12 protein-coding genes are annotated in these 17,384 nt (G+C 65.1%); 5 read left to right on the top strand and 7 right to left on the bottom strand.

Annotated features, from left to right (window positions below):
- Nucleotides 1-53: 53 nt before the first annotated feature.
- The 5 genes from U9J39_RS05460 (at nucleotide 54) to U9J39_RS05440 (ending at nucleotide 5,554) form a co-directional block, all read left to right on the top strand.
- A complete protein-coding gene (locus U9J39_RS05460) occupies nucleotides 54-293 on the top strand; it encodes a hypothetical protein (RefSeq protein WP_326346672.1) in 240 nt (79 codons plus the stop codon).
- A 557-nt stretch (nucleotides 294-850) separates the two neighbouring features.
- Nucleotides 851-1,702 (top strand): AAA family ATPase, encoded by an 852-nt coding sequence (locus U9J39_RS05455; RefSeq protein WP_326346671.1) that lies wholly within the window; start codon nucleotides 851-853, stop codon nucleotides 1,700-1,702.
- Nucleotides 1,699-3,927, top strand: a complete 2,229-nt coding sequence (locus U9J39_RS05450) for a S8 family peptidase (protein ID WP_326346670.1) — start codon at nucleotides 1,699-1,701, stop codon at nucleotides 3,925-3,927. Before U9J39_RS05455 ends, U9J39_RS05450 begins: the two co-directional genes overlap by 4 nt.
- A 490-nt stretch (nucleotides 3,928-4,417) precedes the next feature.
- Complete coding sequence (locus U9J39_RS05445) at nucleotides 4,418-4,711, top strand: hypothetical protein (RefSeq protein ID WP_115710249.1); 294 nt, start codon at nucleotides 4,418-4,420, stop codon at nucleotides 4,709-4,711.
- A 66-nt stretch (nucleotides 4,712-4,777) separates the two neighbouring features.
- On the top strand, nucleotides 4,778-5,554 hold the full coding sequence (locus U9J39_RS05440; protein WP_115680713.1) for a PP2C family protein-serine/threonine phosphatase: 777 nt from the start codon (nucleotides 4,778-4,780) through the stop codon (nucleotides 5,552-5,554).
- Nucleotides 5,555-5,588: 34 nt separating this feature from the next.
- Here U9J39_RS05440 and U9J39_RS05435 read toward each other — a convergent pair whose 3' ends face one another.
- The 7 genes from U9J39_RS05435 to U9J39_RS05405 form a co-directional block, all read right to left on the bottom strand.
- Entirely contained in the window at nucleotides 5,589-6,932 is a 1,344-nt protein-coding gene (locus tag U9J39_RS05435; RefSeq protein ID WP_115710251.1) for a sigma-54 interaction domain-containing protein, read from the bottom strand.
- Nucleotides 6,929-10,042, bottom strand: coding sequence for a peptidase domain-containing ABC transporter (locus tag U9J39_RS05430; RefSeq protein WP_326346669.1), 3,114 nt, complete (start codon nucleotides 10,040-10,042; stop codon nucleotides 6,929-6,931). Before U9J39_RS05430 ends, U9J39_RS05435 begins: the two co-directional genes overlap by 4 nt.
- A complete protein-coding gene (locus U9J39_RS05425) occupies nucleotides 10,023-10,775 on the bottom strand; it encodes a peptidylprolyl isomerase (protein ID WP_115680715.1) in 753 nt (250 codons plus the stop codon). The genes U9J39_RS05430 and U9J39_RS05425 overlap by 20 nt, the downstream gene beginning before the upstream one ends.
- 78 nt (nucleotides 10,776-10,853) lie before the next feature.
- Nucleotides 10,854-12,236 (bottom strand): HlyD family efflux transporter periplasmic adaptor subunit, encoded by a 1,383-nt coding sequence (locus U9J39_RS05420; RefSeq protein WP_115710254.1) that lies wholly within the window; start codon nucleotides 12,234-12,236, stop codon nucleotides 10,854-10,856.
- On the bottom strand, nucleotides 12,233-14,956 hold the full coding sequence (locus U9J39_RS05415) for an FHA domain-containing protein (protein WP_326346668.1): 2,724 nt from the start codon (nucleotides 14,954-14,956) through the stop codon (nucleotides 12,233-12,235). The genes U9J39_RS05420 and U9J39_RS05415 overlap by 4 nt, the downstream gene beginning before the upstream one ends.
- A gap of 229 nt (nucleotides 14,957-15,185) precedes the next feature.
- Entirely contained in the window at nucleotides 15,186-16,649 is a 1,464-nt protein-coding gene (locus U9J39_RS05410) for an efflux transporter outer membrane subunit (protein ID WP_326346667.1), read from the bottom strand.
- A 177-nt stretch (nucleotides 16,650-16,826) separates the two neighbouring features.
- Nucleotides 16,827-17,093 carry a hypothetical protein gene (locus tag U9J39_RS05405; protein WP_115680719.1) on the bottom strand — a complete coding sequence of 89 codons (267 nt, stop codon included), beginning with the start codon at nucleotides 17,091-17,093 and terminating at the stop codon, nucleotides 16,827-16,829.
- Between the last annotated feature and the right edge of the window lie 291 nt (nucleotides 17,094-17,384).

Below are 17,384 nucleotides of genomic sequence, written 5' to 3'. Positions count from 1 at the left end.
GCGTTGTCTGCGCCGGCTGGCTGACGGGCTCAACGATACGGCTGGAGTAGCACATGAGCCTGCTAACACACGCATATGTGCTGGACAAATACGGCCCGCGGTTGAGTGTCGCCCAGCTGTCAACGCTACTTGGAATCGCCGAAGGGACGATAAGGAATCAGATCAGTACTGAAGCATTCCCAATCAAGACCTACGTAGAAGGTGGCCGCCGCTTTGCGTCCTACCAGGCGGTAGCCGAGTACCTTGACGCAATGGACGCTTTAGCGCGCGGACAACAACTGAGGGCCGCGTAGAAGCCCCTACCTGTGGTCTTCCACGGCGAAAGACTTAGCCTGCCCGCCCACCTTGCCAGGGCAACGGCTATGTCCCGTGATGCATGACGTTGCACTTCTCTGACTGGATCGGCGCCCCTACTAGCCCTGTCCTCCGCCCCCCCAAAACTGCCGTCATCGGACTCGTCAAGTCCCCTTCCAAGTTGATTTCCGATGTCACGGGTGCCATAATTGCAACTAGGCCATACATGGCATAGTTTTTTTCCTGATTTTTCAATAGTTTACAGAATTTCTGGCCTAAAATGACAGACACAATCTCAGAACTAGTCCAGATAGCAAGGTACGGCGCAGCGGGTGATGCGGAGCGCGTGCGTATACAGCTCATGCGGCTGATCCGCGCTTTGCGCGCGAACAATGACCCTTTGGCCGAAACTCTAATGCAGGTCATAGGACGGCCGGAGGCCGGCGGCGCCCCCACTCGCGCAGTCAGAAAGTCACCACCGACCGGGGTGGCCCACGCTGTTCCCGTCGACATAGACAGCCGGTTAGATCTACTACGCGTTGAGGATCCTCCTTCAATGCCGCACCCGCTCGTGTGTGCCGATTCAGTTGAGATACAGCTTGGGCGACTGCTTGATGAACGGAAAGCCGCATCGAAGCTTAGAAAGCTCGGACTTGTACCAACACGCACCGTACTTTTTACTGGCCCTCCAGGCGTCGGTAAGACACTTGCGGCACGCAAGGTAGCTGTTGAATTGAAACTACCGTTGCTTGTCCTTGACCTTGCAACTGTGGTGAGTAGTTTCCTTGGGAAAACAGGAAATAATCTTAAACAGGCATTCGAGTTTGGAAGGAAGCAACCCTGTGTTCTACTTCTCGATGAACTGGACGCGGTTGCAAAACGCCGTGACGACGACGCCGATGTCGGTGAACTGAAGCGACTGGTAACTGTTATCTTGCAAGAGATGGATTTATGGCCATCAGAAAGCCTACTCATTGCCGCAACAAATCACGCCCAACTGCTGGACCCCGCAGTCTGGAGACGTTTCGATATAACAATTGACTTTCCCCGACCATCTTCTGTTGAACTTAAACGGCTAGGCTCAATTCCCACAATCAAGAACGACCCACTCCCCAAAAGCTGGCGCATGGTTTTAGCCATATTAATGGCAGGAACCTCGCAAAGTGACTATATTCGTGAATCCGACAGATTACGAAGGACAATTGTTATCGGCGGAATAGAGACCGGAGAAGAACTATTATCTGAGATTGTCCTGGAAAGATCTAAGAACCTGGAAAAGACAGATCGCAAAAACCTAGCAGTTGCTCTCGTTATTGAAGCAGGACTGTCTCAACGAGCCTCCAGCCGGGTCACCGGAATCGCTAGAGAAACTTTACGCACAGCCCTCGAAGAGGAGAAGAAAAAGTGAGTGATAAAGTAAATTTCATTTTGGGTCGCGGTGAAAATTTGACAGCACCCGTTCCATACCGGAGCCGTGACGGTCGCACTGAACCTCCGTATGAATTTGGCGCGCAGATAAAGCATCTACGCCCATTACTCAAGAAGCAGGTCGCGGACATGGACGCGCTAGCAGCTGGTGCATGCCCCAATGATCAGGCCGTTTCTATCGTAACACTTCATCCACAGTACTTATCACGCAGCGCTTTTCCCGAAAGTCTGTTGAAAGAGTATGACTTGCGACTTGTGGGCAGCAAACCGGTCAAGGTTCGTCCACGCGAGGGAAGGGGCAGCGACAATGCCGCAGGGGCCGCATCTACTGCCCTGTTTGTCGCAGGAAAGAGAGACTCATTTCGCGACCTCTACCTGGGAATTGGCGATATTTCCTCAACGGACAAGGTAGCAGCCGATATCCTAAAGATTGAGAATATCGCGGCCCTCTCCTGGAAAGATCGCATCATGGGCAAGATCGATCCCAAGGCCTCCGAAGAACTCGAAATCGTAGTTCACTTCGACACTTATACTGATATCGAATGGGAAGATGATTTTCTAGAATTTGCAGAACAATCAGGAATTGTTATCGACAGATCGCGGCTCTTCCAAACTCGCGGGTTGCTATTCTTCCCAGCAAGCGGAAATGCCCATGCCGCCGAACGGCTAGCACAATTCTCGTTCATTCGCGCCATTCGTCCAATGCCGAAGTTTCGGATATTGGAACAACCGTCCGTATTACGATCCGCCAAGTTATCGTCTCACGTTTTTTTACCAGCGGATGGCCCGGTGGATCCTGATTGCCGGGTCGCCGTCTTTGACGGTGGCTTACGGAAAGATCATCCTTTCGGCCCTTGGGCGACGCCTATTGAGCCCGGACAAAGCGATAACATTGGCAGGCCCATTGATGAACTTTTGGACCACGGGACCGCTGTCACGTCCGCGGTATTATTCGGCCACGTTGAACCCGGCCATCAACCGCGTCCATACTGTACCGTAGACCACTACCGAGTGCTCGGCTCCAAAACGAACGACCGCTCTCTATATAGTGTCATGCTCTACGTCGATAAGGTCTTATCGCAGAGCAATTACTCATTTGCCACATTCAGCTTCGGGCCTTATGAGGTCGCTGGGGACGACTTGGTAACCGCCTGGACCTCAATGCTTGATGATCACCTTGGATCCTCCGAATTGCTCGCGACTGTGGCGGTCGGTAACGATGGAAATGAACCATGGCCGCAGTGTCGCATCATGGTGCCAAGCGACAGCGTGAACGCTATCGCCGTCGGAGCTTCGGATTCGATGGACGCGGATTGGAAAAGAGCGCCATATAGTTCAATCGGACCTGGGCGACACCCCGGCACCGTTAAACCTGATTTAGTGTATTTCGGCGGGGTCCCCGAAAACCCGTTTCGATTCGTATTTCCGGGGCCCGTATTGGCTGAAGACTGCGGAACAAGCTATGCTACGCCGGCCGTCATGCGAATCGCAACAGGTTTGCGTGCTTATTTCGGGAGCGCCCTGTCACCTCTTGCGATCCGCGCTTTACTGCTGCATTGCGCATCGCCTGCCAACCATCACCGGGACGAAGTAGGCTGGGGTTCCATTCCTAACGACATTGCAAGTATCGCTGTCTGCCCTGACGGATCCGTTAGAGTTCTGTACTACGGTAAGCTAAAGCCTGGCAAGGTCCTACGAGCGGCGATCCCATTACCGAAGGAACCTCTTAAGGGTGAAGTCTCGATCCGGGCTACTTTCTGCTATACGTGCACGACGGACCCTCATACACCAGGTGATTACACCAGGGCCGGTCTGGAGGTGACATTCCGGCCTCACTCCCAAAAATATGAACGTGACCCGCTGTTCCCAACCTCTACAAGCTTCTTTAAGCGCCATGAACGAAGTCAAGAACAAGACCTTCGGCTCGACGCCCATAAGTGGGACACGGTTCTTCATAACGAGGTGAAGAAGCGAGCGACATCGTTACATGATCCTGTGTTCGATATCCACTATCTCGCTAGGCGGCCAGGTGACGCGGGCAGTCCTTCAGACGCGCAAAACCTCACATACGCACTTGTTGTGACAGTGAGCAGTCCAAAGAACAAAGATCTTTACGACAAGGTCTTGGCGCGATACGCGAATCGCCTAGCAGCCATTCGTCCGCGCGTGGATCTTCCGATTCAAGTATCAACAGGGAAACAGTAACACCCATCAGGGAAGTAGAACGGGCCGGACTAAGTCTCGGTCCGTTCTTCACGCACGGTCCCGCAAGGACAAGGCCCCGCCGACGTGTGCGCTACAACATTGCTATAGCAAGAGGAAAAATCCCTGCAAATCAGGGGCTTATGCTCTCATTCCACACCGTGAACTACGGCGAGGGACAGGACTGCCAGGACCGGAAGCCGCGGGCGCGGTGATCCTGGAGACGGGCGGGAGTATATCAAAATCCGCACGCCCGCGGCCCGGCGCCGCCGGGGTGGTGGGTGTTGGCCGACACCGGCATGCCGGGGTGTCGGCGCGCATCCAACGCGGCGGCGCCGGCGGCAAGTGGCGGCGGGTCCCCCGCCCTGCCGGGAACCCGCGTCAGGCCCCGGCCCTCCGGCCCGAGCCGGCCCGCTGGCCGTCGGTGGCACGCCGCTTGCTCGATAGCCCGTACCGCCCCCGGCGCATCGGCGCCTTCCACCGGAGACCACATATGGCCACCCTCTCGATCAATGACCTTGCCGCCTGCCGCGAACTGGCTCCCGCCGCCATGGCGCGCGTACGCGGCGCGGGTGGGCAATGGGTATTCGGCTGGATCCGGCCGTTCGTGCCGTCGTCGCCGGCGCCGCTCGGCACGGTGATCAACTTTTACGAGATCAACTACAGCTTCTATGCTGATCAGATAAACAACCAGTTCCAGAACATCGATATCCGCAACAACGCGCCGAACGCCAATATCAATGTGCGGGGCGACCAGGGTGCCAGGAACGACGGCCGGCTGGTCTGATTTGGCCGTAGCCCGGGTGCCCTCCGGCGCTGGCGTGGAGCGTTGCGGATCGCAGCGGAGACCAGCTTGGGTTTCGACTCGCATTTCCGGTGGACCTCGGCGGCGTGCACCGACGTCGGGCGCGTGCGCGAGCGCAATGAGGACGCCTGCCTGGACCTGCCCGGGCAGGAACTGTGGGCCGTGGCCGACGGCATGGGCGGCCATGCCGTGGGGGATTTCGCCAGCCAGGCCGTGGTGCGGGCGCTGACAGCCCTGCCGCCGCAGGCGCGGCTGGAAGACCGCATCGACGCCACGCGCGCGGCCTTGCAGGGCGTGAATCTGGCGCTGGTCGACGAAGCCGCGCGCCTGGGCGTGCGCTGCATCGGCAGCACGGTGGTGGTGCTGCTGGCCGGCGACAGCCGCTGTGCCTGCCTGTGGGCCGGGGACAGCCGCCTGTACCGGCTGCGCGGCGGCCAGCTGGCGCGCCTCACGCGCGACCACAACCAGGTCGAGCGCCTGCTCGCGCGCGGGCTGATCACGCCGGAGCAGGCGCGCCACCATCCCGCCCAGAACACCATCACCCGCGCCGTCGGCGCGGCGCCGACGCTGGCGCCGGAACAGCTGCTGACCGACGTGGCCGACGGCGACGTCTACCTGTTGTGCAGCGACGGCCTGAGCAACGAAGTCGACGATGATGCGATCGCCGCGGTGCTGGCGCAGCAGGACGTGGCGCAGGCCGCGCTGACGCTGGTGCAGAAGGCGCTCGACGCGGGCGGGCGCGACAACATCTCGGTGGTGGTGCTGCGCGCGGCCGATCCTTGCGGATCGGACCGCACCCTGGTCAACCCCGAGCTCGACACCTGACGCCTGACGCCTGACGCCAGAAACCCGCCGCGCCCTAGCCCTTGCCGGCTTCGGCCTGCCGGCTGGCGCGGAAATCCTTCGAGTGGATGCCGTGCTTCTTCAGCAGCATCTGCAGGTGCGAGCGGTTCATGTCGAAGCGCCGCGCCAGTTCGGCGACGGTGCCGCCCACCTCCTGCAATCCGCGCTCGAGAAAGGCGCGCTCGGCCTCGTCGCTGGCCGCGCGCTTGGCTTCGCTCAGCGAGGTCGCCATGGCGATGTCAGCGCCGGATGCGCCCGCGCCGACCACCGCCAGCGCGGCAGGCTTCGGGCGGATGTCCTGCGGCAGGTGCGGCAGGTCGGCGGTATCGCCGGCCAGGCAGCTCAGCCGGTACAGCAGGTTGCGCAGCTCGCGGATATTGCCGGGGTAGTCGTAGTGCAGCAGGAAGTCGCGCAGCCGCGGCGTCAGCCGCACCGGCGCGCGCCGCAGCATGCCAGCAGCCTCGTCGCTGAAGTACGACACCAGCAGCGGGATCTCGTCGCGCCGTTCGCGCAGCGCCGGCAGGCTGACGTGGATCACGCTCAGGCGATAGAACAGGTCCTCGCGGAAGGTGCCGGCCTGGCTCATGCGGCGCAGGTCCTTGTTGGTCGCGGCGACGATGCGCGCATCGACCGAGATGATCTCGTCCGAGCCGACGCGCTGGATCTCGTGCGCCTCCAGCACGCGCAGCAGCTTGACCTGCCCGGTCAGCGGCAGTTCGCCGATCTCGTCCAGGAAAATGGTGCCGGTATGCGCGCTCTCGAACTTGCCGCGCCGGTCGTTGCTGGCGCCGGTGAAGGCGCCCTTCTTGTGCCCGAACAGCTCAGACTCGAGCAGGCTGTCCGGAATGGCGCCGCAGTTGACCGAGATGAATGGCTTGTCGGTGCGCGCACCGTTGGCGTGGATCACCTTGGCCATCAGCTCCTTGCCGGTGCCGCTTTCGCCGTCGATCAGCACCGGCAGGTCGGTCGGTGCGGCCTTCTCGGCGATTTCCAGCGCCTCGAGCAGCCGGGGATTGTCGCCGAAGGTCCCCTCGAAGATAAAGCTGCGCTCCATCAGCGCCTGGCGGCGCTCGCGCGGCAGCCGCTCGACCTCCGCCTGCGGCGGCGCATCTGTGGCCGTGGATCCTGCCGCGGTGTCGGCAGACGATGCCGCCTGCACGAAGCGCTCCTTGTGCGACAGCCCCATCACCTCGTCGCGCAGCGTGGTGGCCTGCTTGAGCAGCTTCTCGATCTCGGGCCGGTCAAGCTTCGACGCCCAGCGCAGCGTCGAGCGCAGGATCTCGATTTTCTCGATCAGCCCGGCGAACGACACCGGCGAAGTCACCGAGACGGGGGTGGCACCCTGGTTGTATAGCTTCATGCGGCACTCAGTTGCTTCTGCACCAGTTGGAAATACATGCCCTTGCGCTCCAGCAGCTCCTCGTGCCGGCCCTGCTCGACGATGGCGCCTTCGTACAGCACCAGGATCTTGTCGGCCTGCATGATGGTGCTGAGCCGGTGCGCGATGATCACCGCCGTGCGCCCGCGCAGGATTTCCTGCATATTGGCCAGGATGTTGCTCTCGGACTGCGTATCCAGCGCCGAGGTGGCTTCGTCGAACACCAGCAGGCGCGGGTCGTGGTACAGCGCGCGCGCAATGCACAGCCGCTGGATCTGCCCGCCCGACAGTCCGATGCCGCGTTCGCCGACAACCTGCTCGTAGCCCAGCGGCAGCTTGCTGATAAAGGCATGCGCGTCGGCCATGCGCGCCACTTCCTCGATGCGGCGCCGGTCCGGGCTGTCGTCGCCGCAGGCGATGTTCTCGGCGATGGTGCCGGAGAACAGCAGGTTGGACTGCATCACATAACCGACCTGGGCGCGGTAGAACGCCGCATCGATCACGTTGAGGTCGTAGCCGTCGACCGTCATCGAACCCTCGGTGGGCTTGTAGAAGCCCACCAGCAGCTTGGCCAGCGTGGTCTTGCCCGAGCCGCTGCGGCCGACGATCGCCACCATCTCGCCGGGCCGGATGGCGAAGCTGATGTTCTCCAGCACATAGGGCGTGTCTTCGCCGCCGTAGCGGAAGTACAGGTCCTTCATCACGATCTCGCCCTGCAGGTCGGGCAGCATCACGCGCGACAGCACGTCCTGCGGCTTCTGCTCCGGCTCCAGATCGAGCACGTCGCCAAGCCGCTCCATCGCCACGCCGGCGTCGTTGAGCTGGCCCCACAGCGCCACCAGCCCCATCAGCGGTGCCAGCACGCTGCCCATGAAGGCGTTGAAGGCCATCAGCTGGCCGATGGTCAGCTCGCGCTCCAGCACCAGCGTCGCGCCCACCCACAGCACCGCGATGGTGGTGGCGGCATTGAGCAGCTGGCTCGCCAGCCCCACCAGGATATGGAACTGCTGCGCCTTGTATTGCGATTCCAGCGCCTTGGTGTACTTGCGCTCCCAGCGCAGCCGCACCGGGCGTTCGATGCCCATGCCCTTGACGGTCTCGGCGCCGCCCAGCGTTTCCATCAGGTAGGCCTTGGCATCGGTGGAGGTAGCGAACACGTCGCGCGCATAGCCCTTGACCCGCGGCGTCACCACCACCGTCAGCGCGGCGATCGGGATCACGAAGGCGATCAGCAGCAGCGTCAGCTTGACGTTGTAGAGAAACATGATGGTGAAGTAGATAAACACCATCAGCAGGTTCAGCGCCGTGGTCACCGTCGATTCGGTCAGGAAGGCGCGGATGGTCTGGTTCTCCTGGAAGCGCGCGAAGATGTCGCCGGTCTTGCGCTTGGCGAAGAACGACAGCGGCAGCGACAGCGTGTGCCTGAAGAAATGCGACATCATGGCGAAATCCATGTTGCGCACCATGAAGTTGGCCAGGTAGGCGCGGATGGTAGACATCAGCTGCGAGAACACGCTCGAGATGATCAGCCCCGCGATCAGCAGGTGCAGCAGCCCCACGTTCTGGTGCACCACCACGCCATCGAGGATGTTCTGGATGATCAGCGGCGGCACCACCCCCAGCATCTGGATCACGAAGGTCGCCAGAAACAGGTGCGCCAGGATCTTCTTGTACGGCGCCAGGTAGCCGATGAAGCGCAGCCACGGCGAGCGCTGCACCGAAAGCTGGGTCATGCTCTCGCCCGGCGTGAACAGCAGGCAGGTGCCGCTCCAGCCGCGCTCGAATTCCTCGGCACTCATCTTGCGGAAGCCGATGGCGGGATCCGCCACCCACACCCAGCGCGACGAGATCCCGTACACCACCACGTAGTGGTAGCCCTCCCAATGGACGATGAACGGCAGCTCGAAGCCCATCAGCGAATCGCGCGTGCATTGCACCCCGCGCGTGGTGAAGCCCAGCGATTCGCCGGCACGCGCCAGGCTGTCGAGCGTGGCGCCCTGCGTGGTGACGTTGGCCAGCTCGCGCAGCTTGCCCAGCGTCATCGGGATGCCGTAGTGCCGGCAGATCATCGCCAGGCAGGCCGCGCCGCAATCCATTTCCTCGGCCTGCTCCACCAGCGCGAAGCGGCGGATCAGCTTTTCGCCGAGCTCGGGCCGGGAGGCCAGGTCGAGCAGTACCGGACGCTTGCGCCGCTCGGCCAGCTTCTTCTGCCGATGCAGCTCGCGGTCCAGTACCCGGATGCGCTCCTCCAGCACCTCGCGCAGGCGCGGATTGCGCTCCAGGATCAGCTGCACGGTTTTCTCGGGAATCACCAGCAGGCGCACGTCGGTCTCGGCCATGGCCGACGCCAGCTGCTCCTGCCGCATCACGCAGGCGCGCTCGCCGAAGATATCGCCCTGGCCCAGCGTCGCCAGCGGAAACTCGCTGCCGTCTTCGCTGCGCACGATGCGCACGGTGCCCTGGCGCACCACGTACAGGCGCCGGTCCTCGCGTCCGTCCTGCTTCAGGATTTCCCGGCCGGCCGCGACGCGCTTCACACCGACGCTGCGCACCGCGTCTTCCAGTTCCTGCTTGTCAAGCTTGCCGCGCAGGTCGAACAGCCGCGCGACAAAGCCGCCGGCCGAACTGATCGCGACATAGCTGGTGATGAAGGCCAGCGCCGCGGGATTGCCCGCCACCACGGGCTCGCTCACGCTGCGCGGGATCATCAGCAACTCGGTCTTGCCCGAGGCGCGCACCGACGACTCGTGCCGGTATTCGCGCAGCAGCGCGAGATCGGCAAAGACCTCGCCGGTCTTGCGCACCCCCATGCTGATTTCCTTGCCGTGCTCCTCGTTGAACACGCGCACCGAGCCGGACCTGACGATAAACAGGCCGGGCGCGGCTTCGCCGGCATTGCAGACGGTGTCGCCAAAGCCGAAGTTCAGCACCTGCGCGGCGTCGGCCAGGCGCGCCAGTTCATCCGGCGTCAGCACCGACAGGATCTCGACCGTCGCCAGGAAAGCGGCCAGCGCCGGGCCCGCCTCCAGCGGCTGCGGCGCGGCGGTGGCGGCGTCGGCCGGACCGGCCTCGCTAGCGGGCTTCGATGACATGTTCCTGCGCCCTGGCCATCAGCCAGTCCTCGCGCAGCAGGCGCCGCACTTCGACCGCCACCTCGCTGTCGAGCGTCGCCGGGTGCTTGGCCCGCACCAGGAAGACCTCGAAGAACGAGCGGTCGGCGGCCGGGAACGGCCCCAGCAGGTCACCCGGCTCGGCATTGAATACCTTGGCCTCGATCTCGGTCTTGAGCGAGCCGCGCAGCACCTTGCCGATCTCGCCGCCGCGCTCGCGCGTGTCGGCGATGGAATGCTCGCGCGCCATCTCGGCAAAGGCGTCGGGATCGTCCTGCAGGTACGAGATCAGCTCCCTCGCCTTCCCTTCGCTGTCGACCACGATATGGCTGACCTCGATGCTGTCGAAGCGCGGCGAGTTCAGCGCAAAGTATTCCTGCACCGCCGCATCGCTGCACACCTGCGCCATCATCCGCTCCTGATACAGGCTGTCGGTGATGAAGGCCTCGAACTCGTCCAGGCTGACATTGAGCGCATCCAGGTAGTGGTTCATGTCGGCGGCGCGGTGCAGGCCCTGCACGCGGCGGAACTGGTCGGCGCGTTCCTGGATCTCTTCCGGCGTGACCACCAGCCCCTGGCGCCTGGCGGCGTGCACGGTCAGCTTGTCGCGCACGACCTGCTCGACCAGCCCTTCGAACTGCCCGGTCAGCTTGAGCAGGCGCACGAATTCCTCGACGCCGAGCACCTCATCATCGATACGCACGATGCCAGTCATTTTTCCGACTCCTTTGGCGGCCTGGCGCGGTGGCGCGCCCGGCTGTCCAGATTCCTGTTCCTGTGTGCCACCACGACGCTAGCCCGCCACCTCGCGGAAGGGATCGAGCCCGAGGTCGATCAGGCGCCGTTCGCGCACCACGATCTCCGCCGTGGCGGTCATGCCATAGCGCAGCGGATACTTGTTGTCGGCCACGGTGTAATAGTCGCGCGCCAGGCGCACGCGGCCCTCGTAGACCGGCTGCTTGTCAGCCCCGCCCGGCTTGGTCGCAGGCGAGATGAACTCGAGTGTGCCGTCGATGATCCCGTAGCGCTGGTACGGGAAGGCATTGAACTTGAGCTTGACCGGCAGCCCTTCGCGCAGGAAGGCGCGGTCGCGCTCGGCAATCACGATCTTCACCACCGGGCGCGCATCCTTGGGCGCGATGCCGCCCAGCGGCGTATTGGCCTGCACCTTGTCGCCGCGCTGGGTCGAGGTGACGTCGGTGATCACGCCGGACACCGGCGCCAGGATCAGCAGGAAATTGTCCTTGTCGATGTTCTCGAAGCGGATGCGCGCGGCGGCGTCCGCCACCAGCCGGGCGGTCTGCACCTGCAGGCGCAGCTTGTCCTCGGTATTGGCGATCTCGCGCAGCGCCGCGTCATATTGCACGCGCAAGCCCGCGAGGTCCTGGCCGCTGCTTTCCAGCTCGGAGCTGGCCTGGGTCAGCTCGCGGCCCAGGCGCGCCTCCAGTTCGCCCAGCCGCGACTGCGCCACGCGCAGGTTGTTGTCCGCATCCTGCGCCGCGGCACGCTTGGCATCGACCTGCGATTGCGAAACCCCGCCCCCGCCGGGCAGCGCCAGCAGGCGCGCATAGCGGTCCTGCTCCTGGCGCGCGAACTCGCGCGCGCGGCGCGCATTGTCCAGGTTGCTGCGCGCTTCCTGCAGTTGCGCGCGCTGCTGCTCGGCCAGCCGCGTGGTGCCTTCGGCGATGCGGGTCTCGTGCTGGCGCGTGGCCACGTCGATCTGCTGCTTGAGCGCCGCCGCGCGGCGTTCCATCAGCGCCTTCTTGTCGGGGAACTGCTTCCACTCGCGCTCGGAGTCTTCCAGCTTGAGCTGCGCCTCCAGCGCGTTGGCGGCGGCTTCGATCGCGCCACGCGCATTCAGTCGCGCCAGCACATCGTCCTTGGACACGGGCTGCCCTTCGGCCACGTAAAGGTCGGCCAGCTCGCCGTCCACCGGGGCATAGAAGCGCCGCACCTCGGATTCGGGCGCCAGCGTACCCTGCGCGGTGACGATGACATCGGCGTGGCCGACGAAGGACCAGACCAGCCCGCACAACACCAGTGCGAAGGTGGTGACGATGGTCAGCAGGCCCAGGCGCGACGGCTCCGCGCTGAGCAGGCCGATGCCTTCGGCGCCGTGGTCTTCGAGCGCCTCGGACAGCGGCTTGAGGCCGGCGTGGCGGGCATCGTCCTTCATGGTTTCCCCTGTGGCGGGACCGTGGCTGCAGCCGCAGACGCAGCCGCGACTGACTCCGGCGCCTTGCCGGTGTCTTCACCGCCGATCAGCGCGAGCTTGGCCTTGAGCACGGCGGGGTCGAGCACCGTGCTTAGCTCGCGCAGCGCGTGCCGCTGCTGCTCGGCCTCGGCGCGGATCTCCTGCTCGACCTTGGCCAGTTGCGCCAGGTCGGCGCTCTCGCCCGCGCGCAGTTGCGTGAAGATGCGCATGCCCTGGCGCGCGTCGTCCTGCGCCTGCGACAGCAGCCGCGCCTGCGCGCGGAACTTCGGCGAGATGCCGGGCTCGAGCCGCTGCTCGCCGCCGATCACGCCGTTGGCGCGATACTGCTTCCACGCCGCGAGCGCGCTCGCCATCAGCTCGCGCGCGCGGCGCAGGGCGCTGTCGCGCACGCCGTTGACATCGGCCTCGACCGCCTTGGCGAAATAGCCGTCCTCCTCCGCCTCGAGCATGGCGTAGAAATCGAGCAGGCGGTCCTCGTAGCCACGGCTGCCGCGCGCGGACTGCAACGCGGCATACTGCGCCGCCACCTTCTGCTTGTGCGCCAGGTCGCGCGCCAGGTCGTCGGCCCACGGCCCGCCACGGATCTGCCCGAGCGCGGCCAGCGCGGTGGTGCTGTCGCCGCGCTGCCACGCCCGGGCCGCGGTCGCATACGCGCGCGCCACCTCGGCCGGCGGCAGGCGCGCGCCCAGCGTGGCCAGCTGCGCCTGGAACGGCGGCGTGGCGAAACGGCTGTCGGCCAGCCGCGCCACCAGTTGCCCCGGCCGGCGCGCGCGCAATGCCTGCAGCAGGCCGGTGTAGCGATCCAGGTCCGACTGCAGCCGGTCCAGGCCGGCCAGGCGCGGATACTTCTCGCGGTATTCGGCAAGCACCGGCTGCAAGGCCTCCGGGCGGTCGCGGCCCAGTTCGGCAGCGATGGTGGCATTGAGCCGGTCGATCGCCGCCAGATAGACCGAGGCATCGTTCTGCAGCCGGCGCACATCGCTGAGCGCATCGGCATACAGGTCGCGGAACGCCGGCACGTCGGCCGCGATGCGCCCGAGCGCGCGCTGGTGCGCGGCGGTGTCCTGGTTCCAGTACGCCAGCAGCTGGCGCATCGGCGTCTCGTCGGTGTAGAGCCGGATCGGCGCATCGACGGCGCGCGGCGCGGTGAAGCGCTCGAGCCTGCCGACCCAGTCGAGCTCGGCCACCAGCGGCCGTGCTTCCGCGTTGTGCGTGCTGAGCTGGCGCAGGCGCGCCAGCACGGCATCGGCGCCGGCCATGTCGCCGGCCTTCAGCCTGGCGGCAAAGTCGGGCACGTAGGCGCGCAGCAAGGCTTCGGTGCCGACGGCCTGGACTTCGACATCGTCGGGATGCCGCGCCAGGTAGCTGTCGGCCGCCTGCGCCGCCCCCGCATGGTCGCCCGCGGCGAAGCGCGACTGCACCGCGCGCTCCGGCGCGCCACGCCAGTAGACCGCGGCGCCCGCCACCAGCACGAGCAGCAGCAAGGCGCCGCCCCAGCGCGTCGCGCGCCGCATGCGCGGCGGCTGCTCCAGTCCGAACAGCCGGGCCCCTTCCGCCAGCAGCAGCGCGGCACGGCCGCGCGCACGGTGTCCCCCGCGCGCGCCGTCAGCGGCGGCGGTGGCTGCCGCGGCCTGGGCCTCGGCTTCGGTGTTGACCTCGTCTTCCTGATGGGCGGCATAGTCGACGCAGAAGATATCGAGGAAGGAATCGGGCGCGCCGACAAAGGTGGTGCGGTCGCCGTCGTCGCGGGCGGGCGGCGTGGCAATTGCGGCAGCCAACGCGGCAGGCGATGCGGGCGTGCCGGGCGTGTCAGGCGCGGCCGGCGGGTCTGGGAGCTGCAGCAGCGAACGCGTCGCCGTGGCATCGCCGGCGCCGTCGGATCGCACCTGGGCCTGGTAGACAAAGTGGTTGCCGCCGAACGCGATCAGGTCGCCATCGTCGAGCGGCACGCCGTGGTCGGCCAGGCGCTTGCCGTTGACGAAGGTGCCATTGGTGCTGCCAAGGTCCTCGACGAAGGGGATGCCGCCCTTCAGGTAGATATGGGCATGGCGCCGCGACAGGTAGTTGACCTGGTGCGGATAGCTGTCGCGAAAACGCGCGAAGGCATCGTCGCCCTTGCTGATCAGGTAGGGGAACTGCTCCACGTGCAGCGGCTGCAGCCCGACGTCATGGCGTTCCGGGACCAGCGTCAGCGCCACGCGCGGCGGCTCGGGCCGCAGCGCGCGCGGCGACAGCCGCACCCGGAACGACAGCATCGGCCCGAACGCGACTTCATCGCCATCGCAGAGGCGCGCCGGCTGGCGCGCCACGGCCACGCCGTTGACGCGCGTGCCGTTCTTGCTGCCGAGGTCCGCCACATAGACTGCGCCATGCTCGGCAAAAATGCGCGCATGGCGCCGCGATAGCGGTGCGGCCAGCGCTTCCGGGTAAGTCGCGAACGGCAGCTCGCTGCGGCCGACCGCGAACAGCGCTTCGTCGATGCGGATTTCGCCGAGCTCGGGGCGCGCCACCGGCGTCAGGAAGACATCGAATTCCTGCGCCGCGTCTTGCGCGGCGTTTTGCGCCACGTTCGGCGCCACATTCGGCGCCACGTCCTGCGCCGCATGCTGAGCGAGTTCCCGTGCGGATCCCTGGGCCATTTTCACCGGCATTTCCATGATCAGTGCTTCGTCAGGAGCCATGTTTCCAGCGAGCCAACAGCGCGGCTGCCGCGGCCGGCGGGCCAGGGGGGATGAAGCGACTAAGAACATAGTAGGCGACGGCCTAGGCTAGTCAATCGGCCACGGCAGGCGTGGTTGGGGTGGCAGCGGCATCGGCTTGAAGCCAGCGGCCGGCGTGCGCGCAGGCGTTGCGCAACGCGTTGCGTGCGCCGGCATCACCTTTGCACCGGCACGGCATCGCCGGCACCACTTACTGCGGTGGATTCAGGGCGGTGTTGCGTACATCGGCCTCGGGCCAGCCGCCGCCGAGCGCCTTGTAGAGCGTGATGGTGTCGCCCAGGATTTGTTGGTGGACCGCCAACAACTGCAGCTGCGCGGCCAGCAGCGAGCGCTCAGTCTCGAACACTTCGAGCTGCGAGACCACGCCTTCCTTCAGCTGCGCCTCGATCTGCGCGGATACCACGCGCAGCTGTTCCACCTGCTGCTGCAGCTCGATGCGCTGTTTCTTGTGGGCGTCGACGTTGACCAGCGCGGTTTCGACTTCCTCGAACGCGGTCATCACGGTGCGGCCATATTCGTTTTCCGCCACGCCCACCTGCGCCTCGGTGGTCTTGACCCGCGCACGCACGTTCGGGTCCAGCATCGGCAGGTTGATGCTCGGCATGAAGCCGAAGGTGAAGGACTTGAGCAGGTCGCTCAGCGCGAAACTGGCGGTGCCGCCGCGCGCGGTCAGGCTGATGCTGGGCAGCTGCGCCAGGCGCGCCTGGCCGACGATGTTGTAGGCGGCCAGCACGCGGTACTCCGCCGCCACCACGTCCGGGCGCCGCGCCAGCAGCTGCGACGGCAATCCCGCCGGCACCGCCGGCGGCTGCACGCGATCCTGCAGGCGCCCGGCCGGCACCTTGAGATTGCCGGCGGGCACGCCCACCAGCGTCGCCAGCGCGTTCTCCGCCACATCGCGCGAACGGCGCAGCTCGAGCAGGTCCTTGTTCAGGCGATTGATCTCCGCCTGCTGCTGCATCACGCGGATCTTCGGCACCAGCCCGTTCTGGTACATGGCCTGGTAGGTCGACAGGATCTGCCCGTTCCTGGCCACGGTGCGCGACTGCTGCTCGATCTGCTCGTCGAACTGCAGGATCTGGAAGTACGTGGTCGAGACATTGGCCACCAGCGTCAGGTAGCCGGCGCGCCAGTCGGCCTCGGTGGCACGGAACTCGGCCGTCTGCGCCTGCACGCCCTTCTCGACCTTGCCCCAGATATCGATGTCCCAGTTCAGCTGGGCGCCGGCGCTATAGGTCCATGTGGACTTCTGCCCGGTGCTTTTTTCGAAGCTCGCGCCCGCGCCGATGTCGATCACCGGCAGCCCGCCGGCGCGGGCCTCGCCGATTTGCGCGTTGGCTACGCGGATGCGCGCCGTGAGCACCTTGATGTCGTAGTTGCCGCCAAGCGCGCGTTCGATCAGCTGGTTCAGGTACGGGTCCTTGAAGCCCAGCCACCAGTTGGGCTGCACCGCTTCGGACGGCGATACCGTGATCGAGTCCTGGCGCGACCATTCGGCCTTGGCGGGCGTTTCGGGACGCTGGTACACCGGCGGGCGGAAATCGGCGCAACCCGCCAGCAACGCCAGGCCGGCCGCCAACGCGGCAAGCCAGGCCGCACGGCGCGGCGCGCGGATCACCGCAGGCACGGACGGAGCGATGGGGAATTCGGGCACGATGTGTTCCTGCGTGCGGCGTTCGGCAGGGCTGTGCCGGTTCGCCGGTCCAGTGGGGCCGCCGCGTCTGTCTGTATTGTGGTGCGCGCGGGCGCGCGCTCCAACCCCGATCGGCACGGGGTCGGCAAAAGCGCCGCGGGGTCGCCCCCGCGGCGCTGCGCCATCTCAACCATCCTCTCAACGATAGATATTGTTGCTGGCGTTCTGGTTGGTATCCACATGCGAACGGACATGGTCGAGGAAGGCCGAGCCGTTGCCGTTCAGGTTGGTGACGGACTGCATCTGCGCGATCTCCTGCACGGCGGTGATGCTCTTGTCGAACGACAGGTTCAGCGGCTGGAACACGGCCACGAACGGCAGCGCGCGGCCGCCGCGCACGGCGTGCATGCCCTTGCGGTCCAGGGTTTCGACGGTGGTCAGGTCGGTGAGGGTCAGCTTGGTCATGATGGTCTCCGGTAGAGGAAGGGTGTTGCCTGGGGTTTCGGGGTTCGAGCATCGGGTTGGTGTCGCGCTCGGGAGGGACAAACGCAGGGACTGTGCCAGCGCGCCCGCGATGCCGGGGCAGATGGCCGAAGTGCCTGTAAACACGGGGTTTTTTTGTTTCCGGCGCGTGGCCGGGAAGGACTGCGGCACGATTGCCGCGCGGCGTGGTGGCGGGAGCGCGCCAACAGATGGGGGGATGCGTGTTGGGATCGGGCCAACAATCCGGCCCGATCCCGCGCCAGGTCAGCTGGC

The sequence above is a fragment of the Cupriavidus sp. SS-3 genome, from assembly GCF_035818815.1.
In the GTDB taxonomy this organism is placed as follows: Bacteria; Pseudomonadota; Gammaproteobacteria; order Burkholderiales; family Burkholderiaceae; genus Cupriavidus; species Cupriavidus taiwanensis_C.
This window is presented reverse-complemented; position numbering and strand designations above follow the sequence as displayed.

What these genes read in the sequence shown, in the direction of transcription:
- U9J39_RS05460 (WP_326346672.1), top strand. Translation starts at nt 54, where the DNA reads ATGAGCCTGCTAACACACGCATATGTGCTGGACAAATACGGCCCGCGG.
- U9J39_RS05455 (WP_326346671.1), top strand. Translation starts at nt 851, where the DNA reads ATGCCGCACCCGCTCGTGTGTGCCGATTCAGTTGAGATACAGCTTGGG.
- U9J39_RS05445 (WP_115710249.1), top strand. Translation starts at nt 4,418, where the DNA reads ATGGCCACCCTCTCGATCAATGACCTTGCCGCCTGCCGCGAACTGGCT.
- U9J39_RS05435 (WP_115710251.1), bottom strand. Translation starts at nt 6,932, where the DNA reads ATGAAGCTATACAACCAGGGTGCCACCCCCGTCTCGGTGACTTCGCCG.
- U9J39_RS05430 (WP_326346669.1), bottom strand. Translation starts at nt 10,042, where the DNA reads ATGTCATCGAAGCCCGCTAGCGAGGCCGGTCCGGCCGACGCCGCCACC.
- U9J39_RS05425 (WP_115680715.1), bottom strand. Translation starts at nt 10,775, where the DNA reads ATGACTGGCATCGTGCGTATCGATGATGAGGTGCTCGGCGTCGAGGAA.
- U9J39_RS05420 (WP_115710254.1), bottom strand. Translation starts at nt 12,236, where the DNA reads ATGAAGGACGATGCCCGCCACGCCGGCCTCAAGCCGCTGTCCGAGGCG.
- U9J39_RS05415 (WP_326346668.1), bottom strand. Translation starts at nt 14,956, where the DNA reads ATGGCTCCTGACGAAGCACTGATCATGGAAATGCCGGTGAAAATGGCC.
- U9J39_RS05405 (WP_115680719.1), bottom strand. Translation starts at nt 17,093, where the DNA reads ATGACCAAGCTGACCCTCACCGACCTGACCACCGTCGAAACCCTGGAC.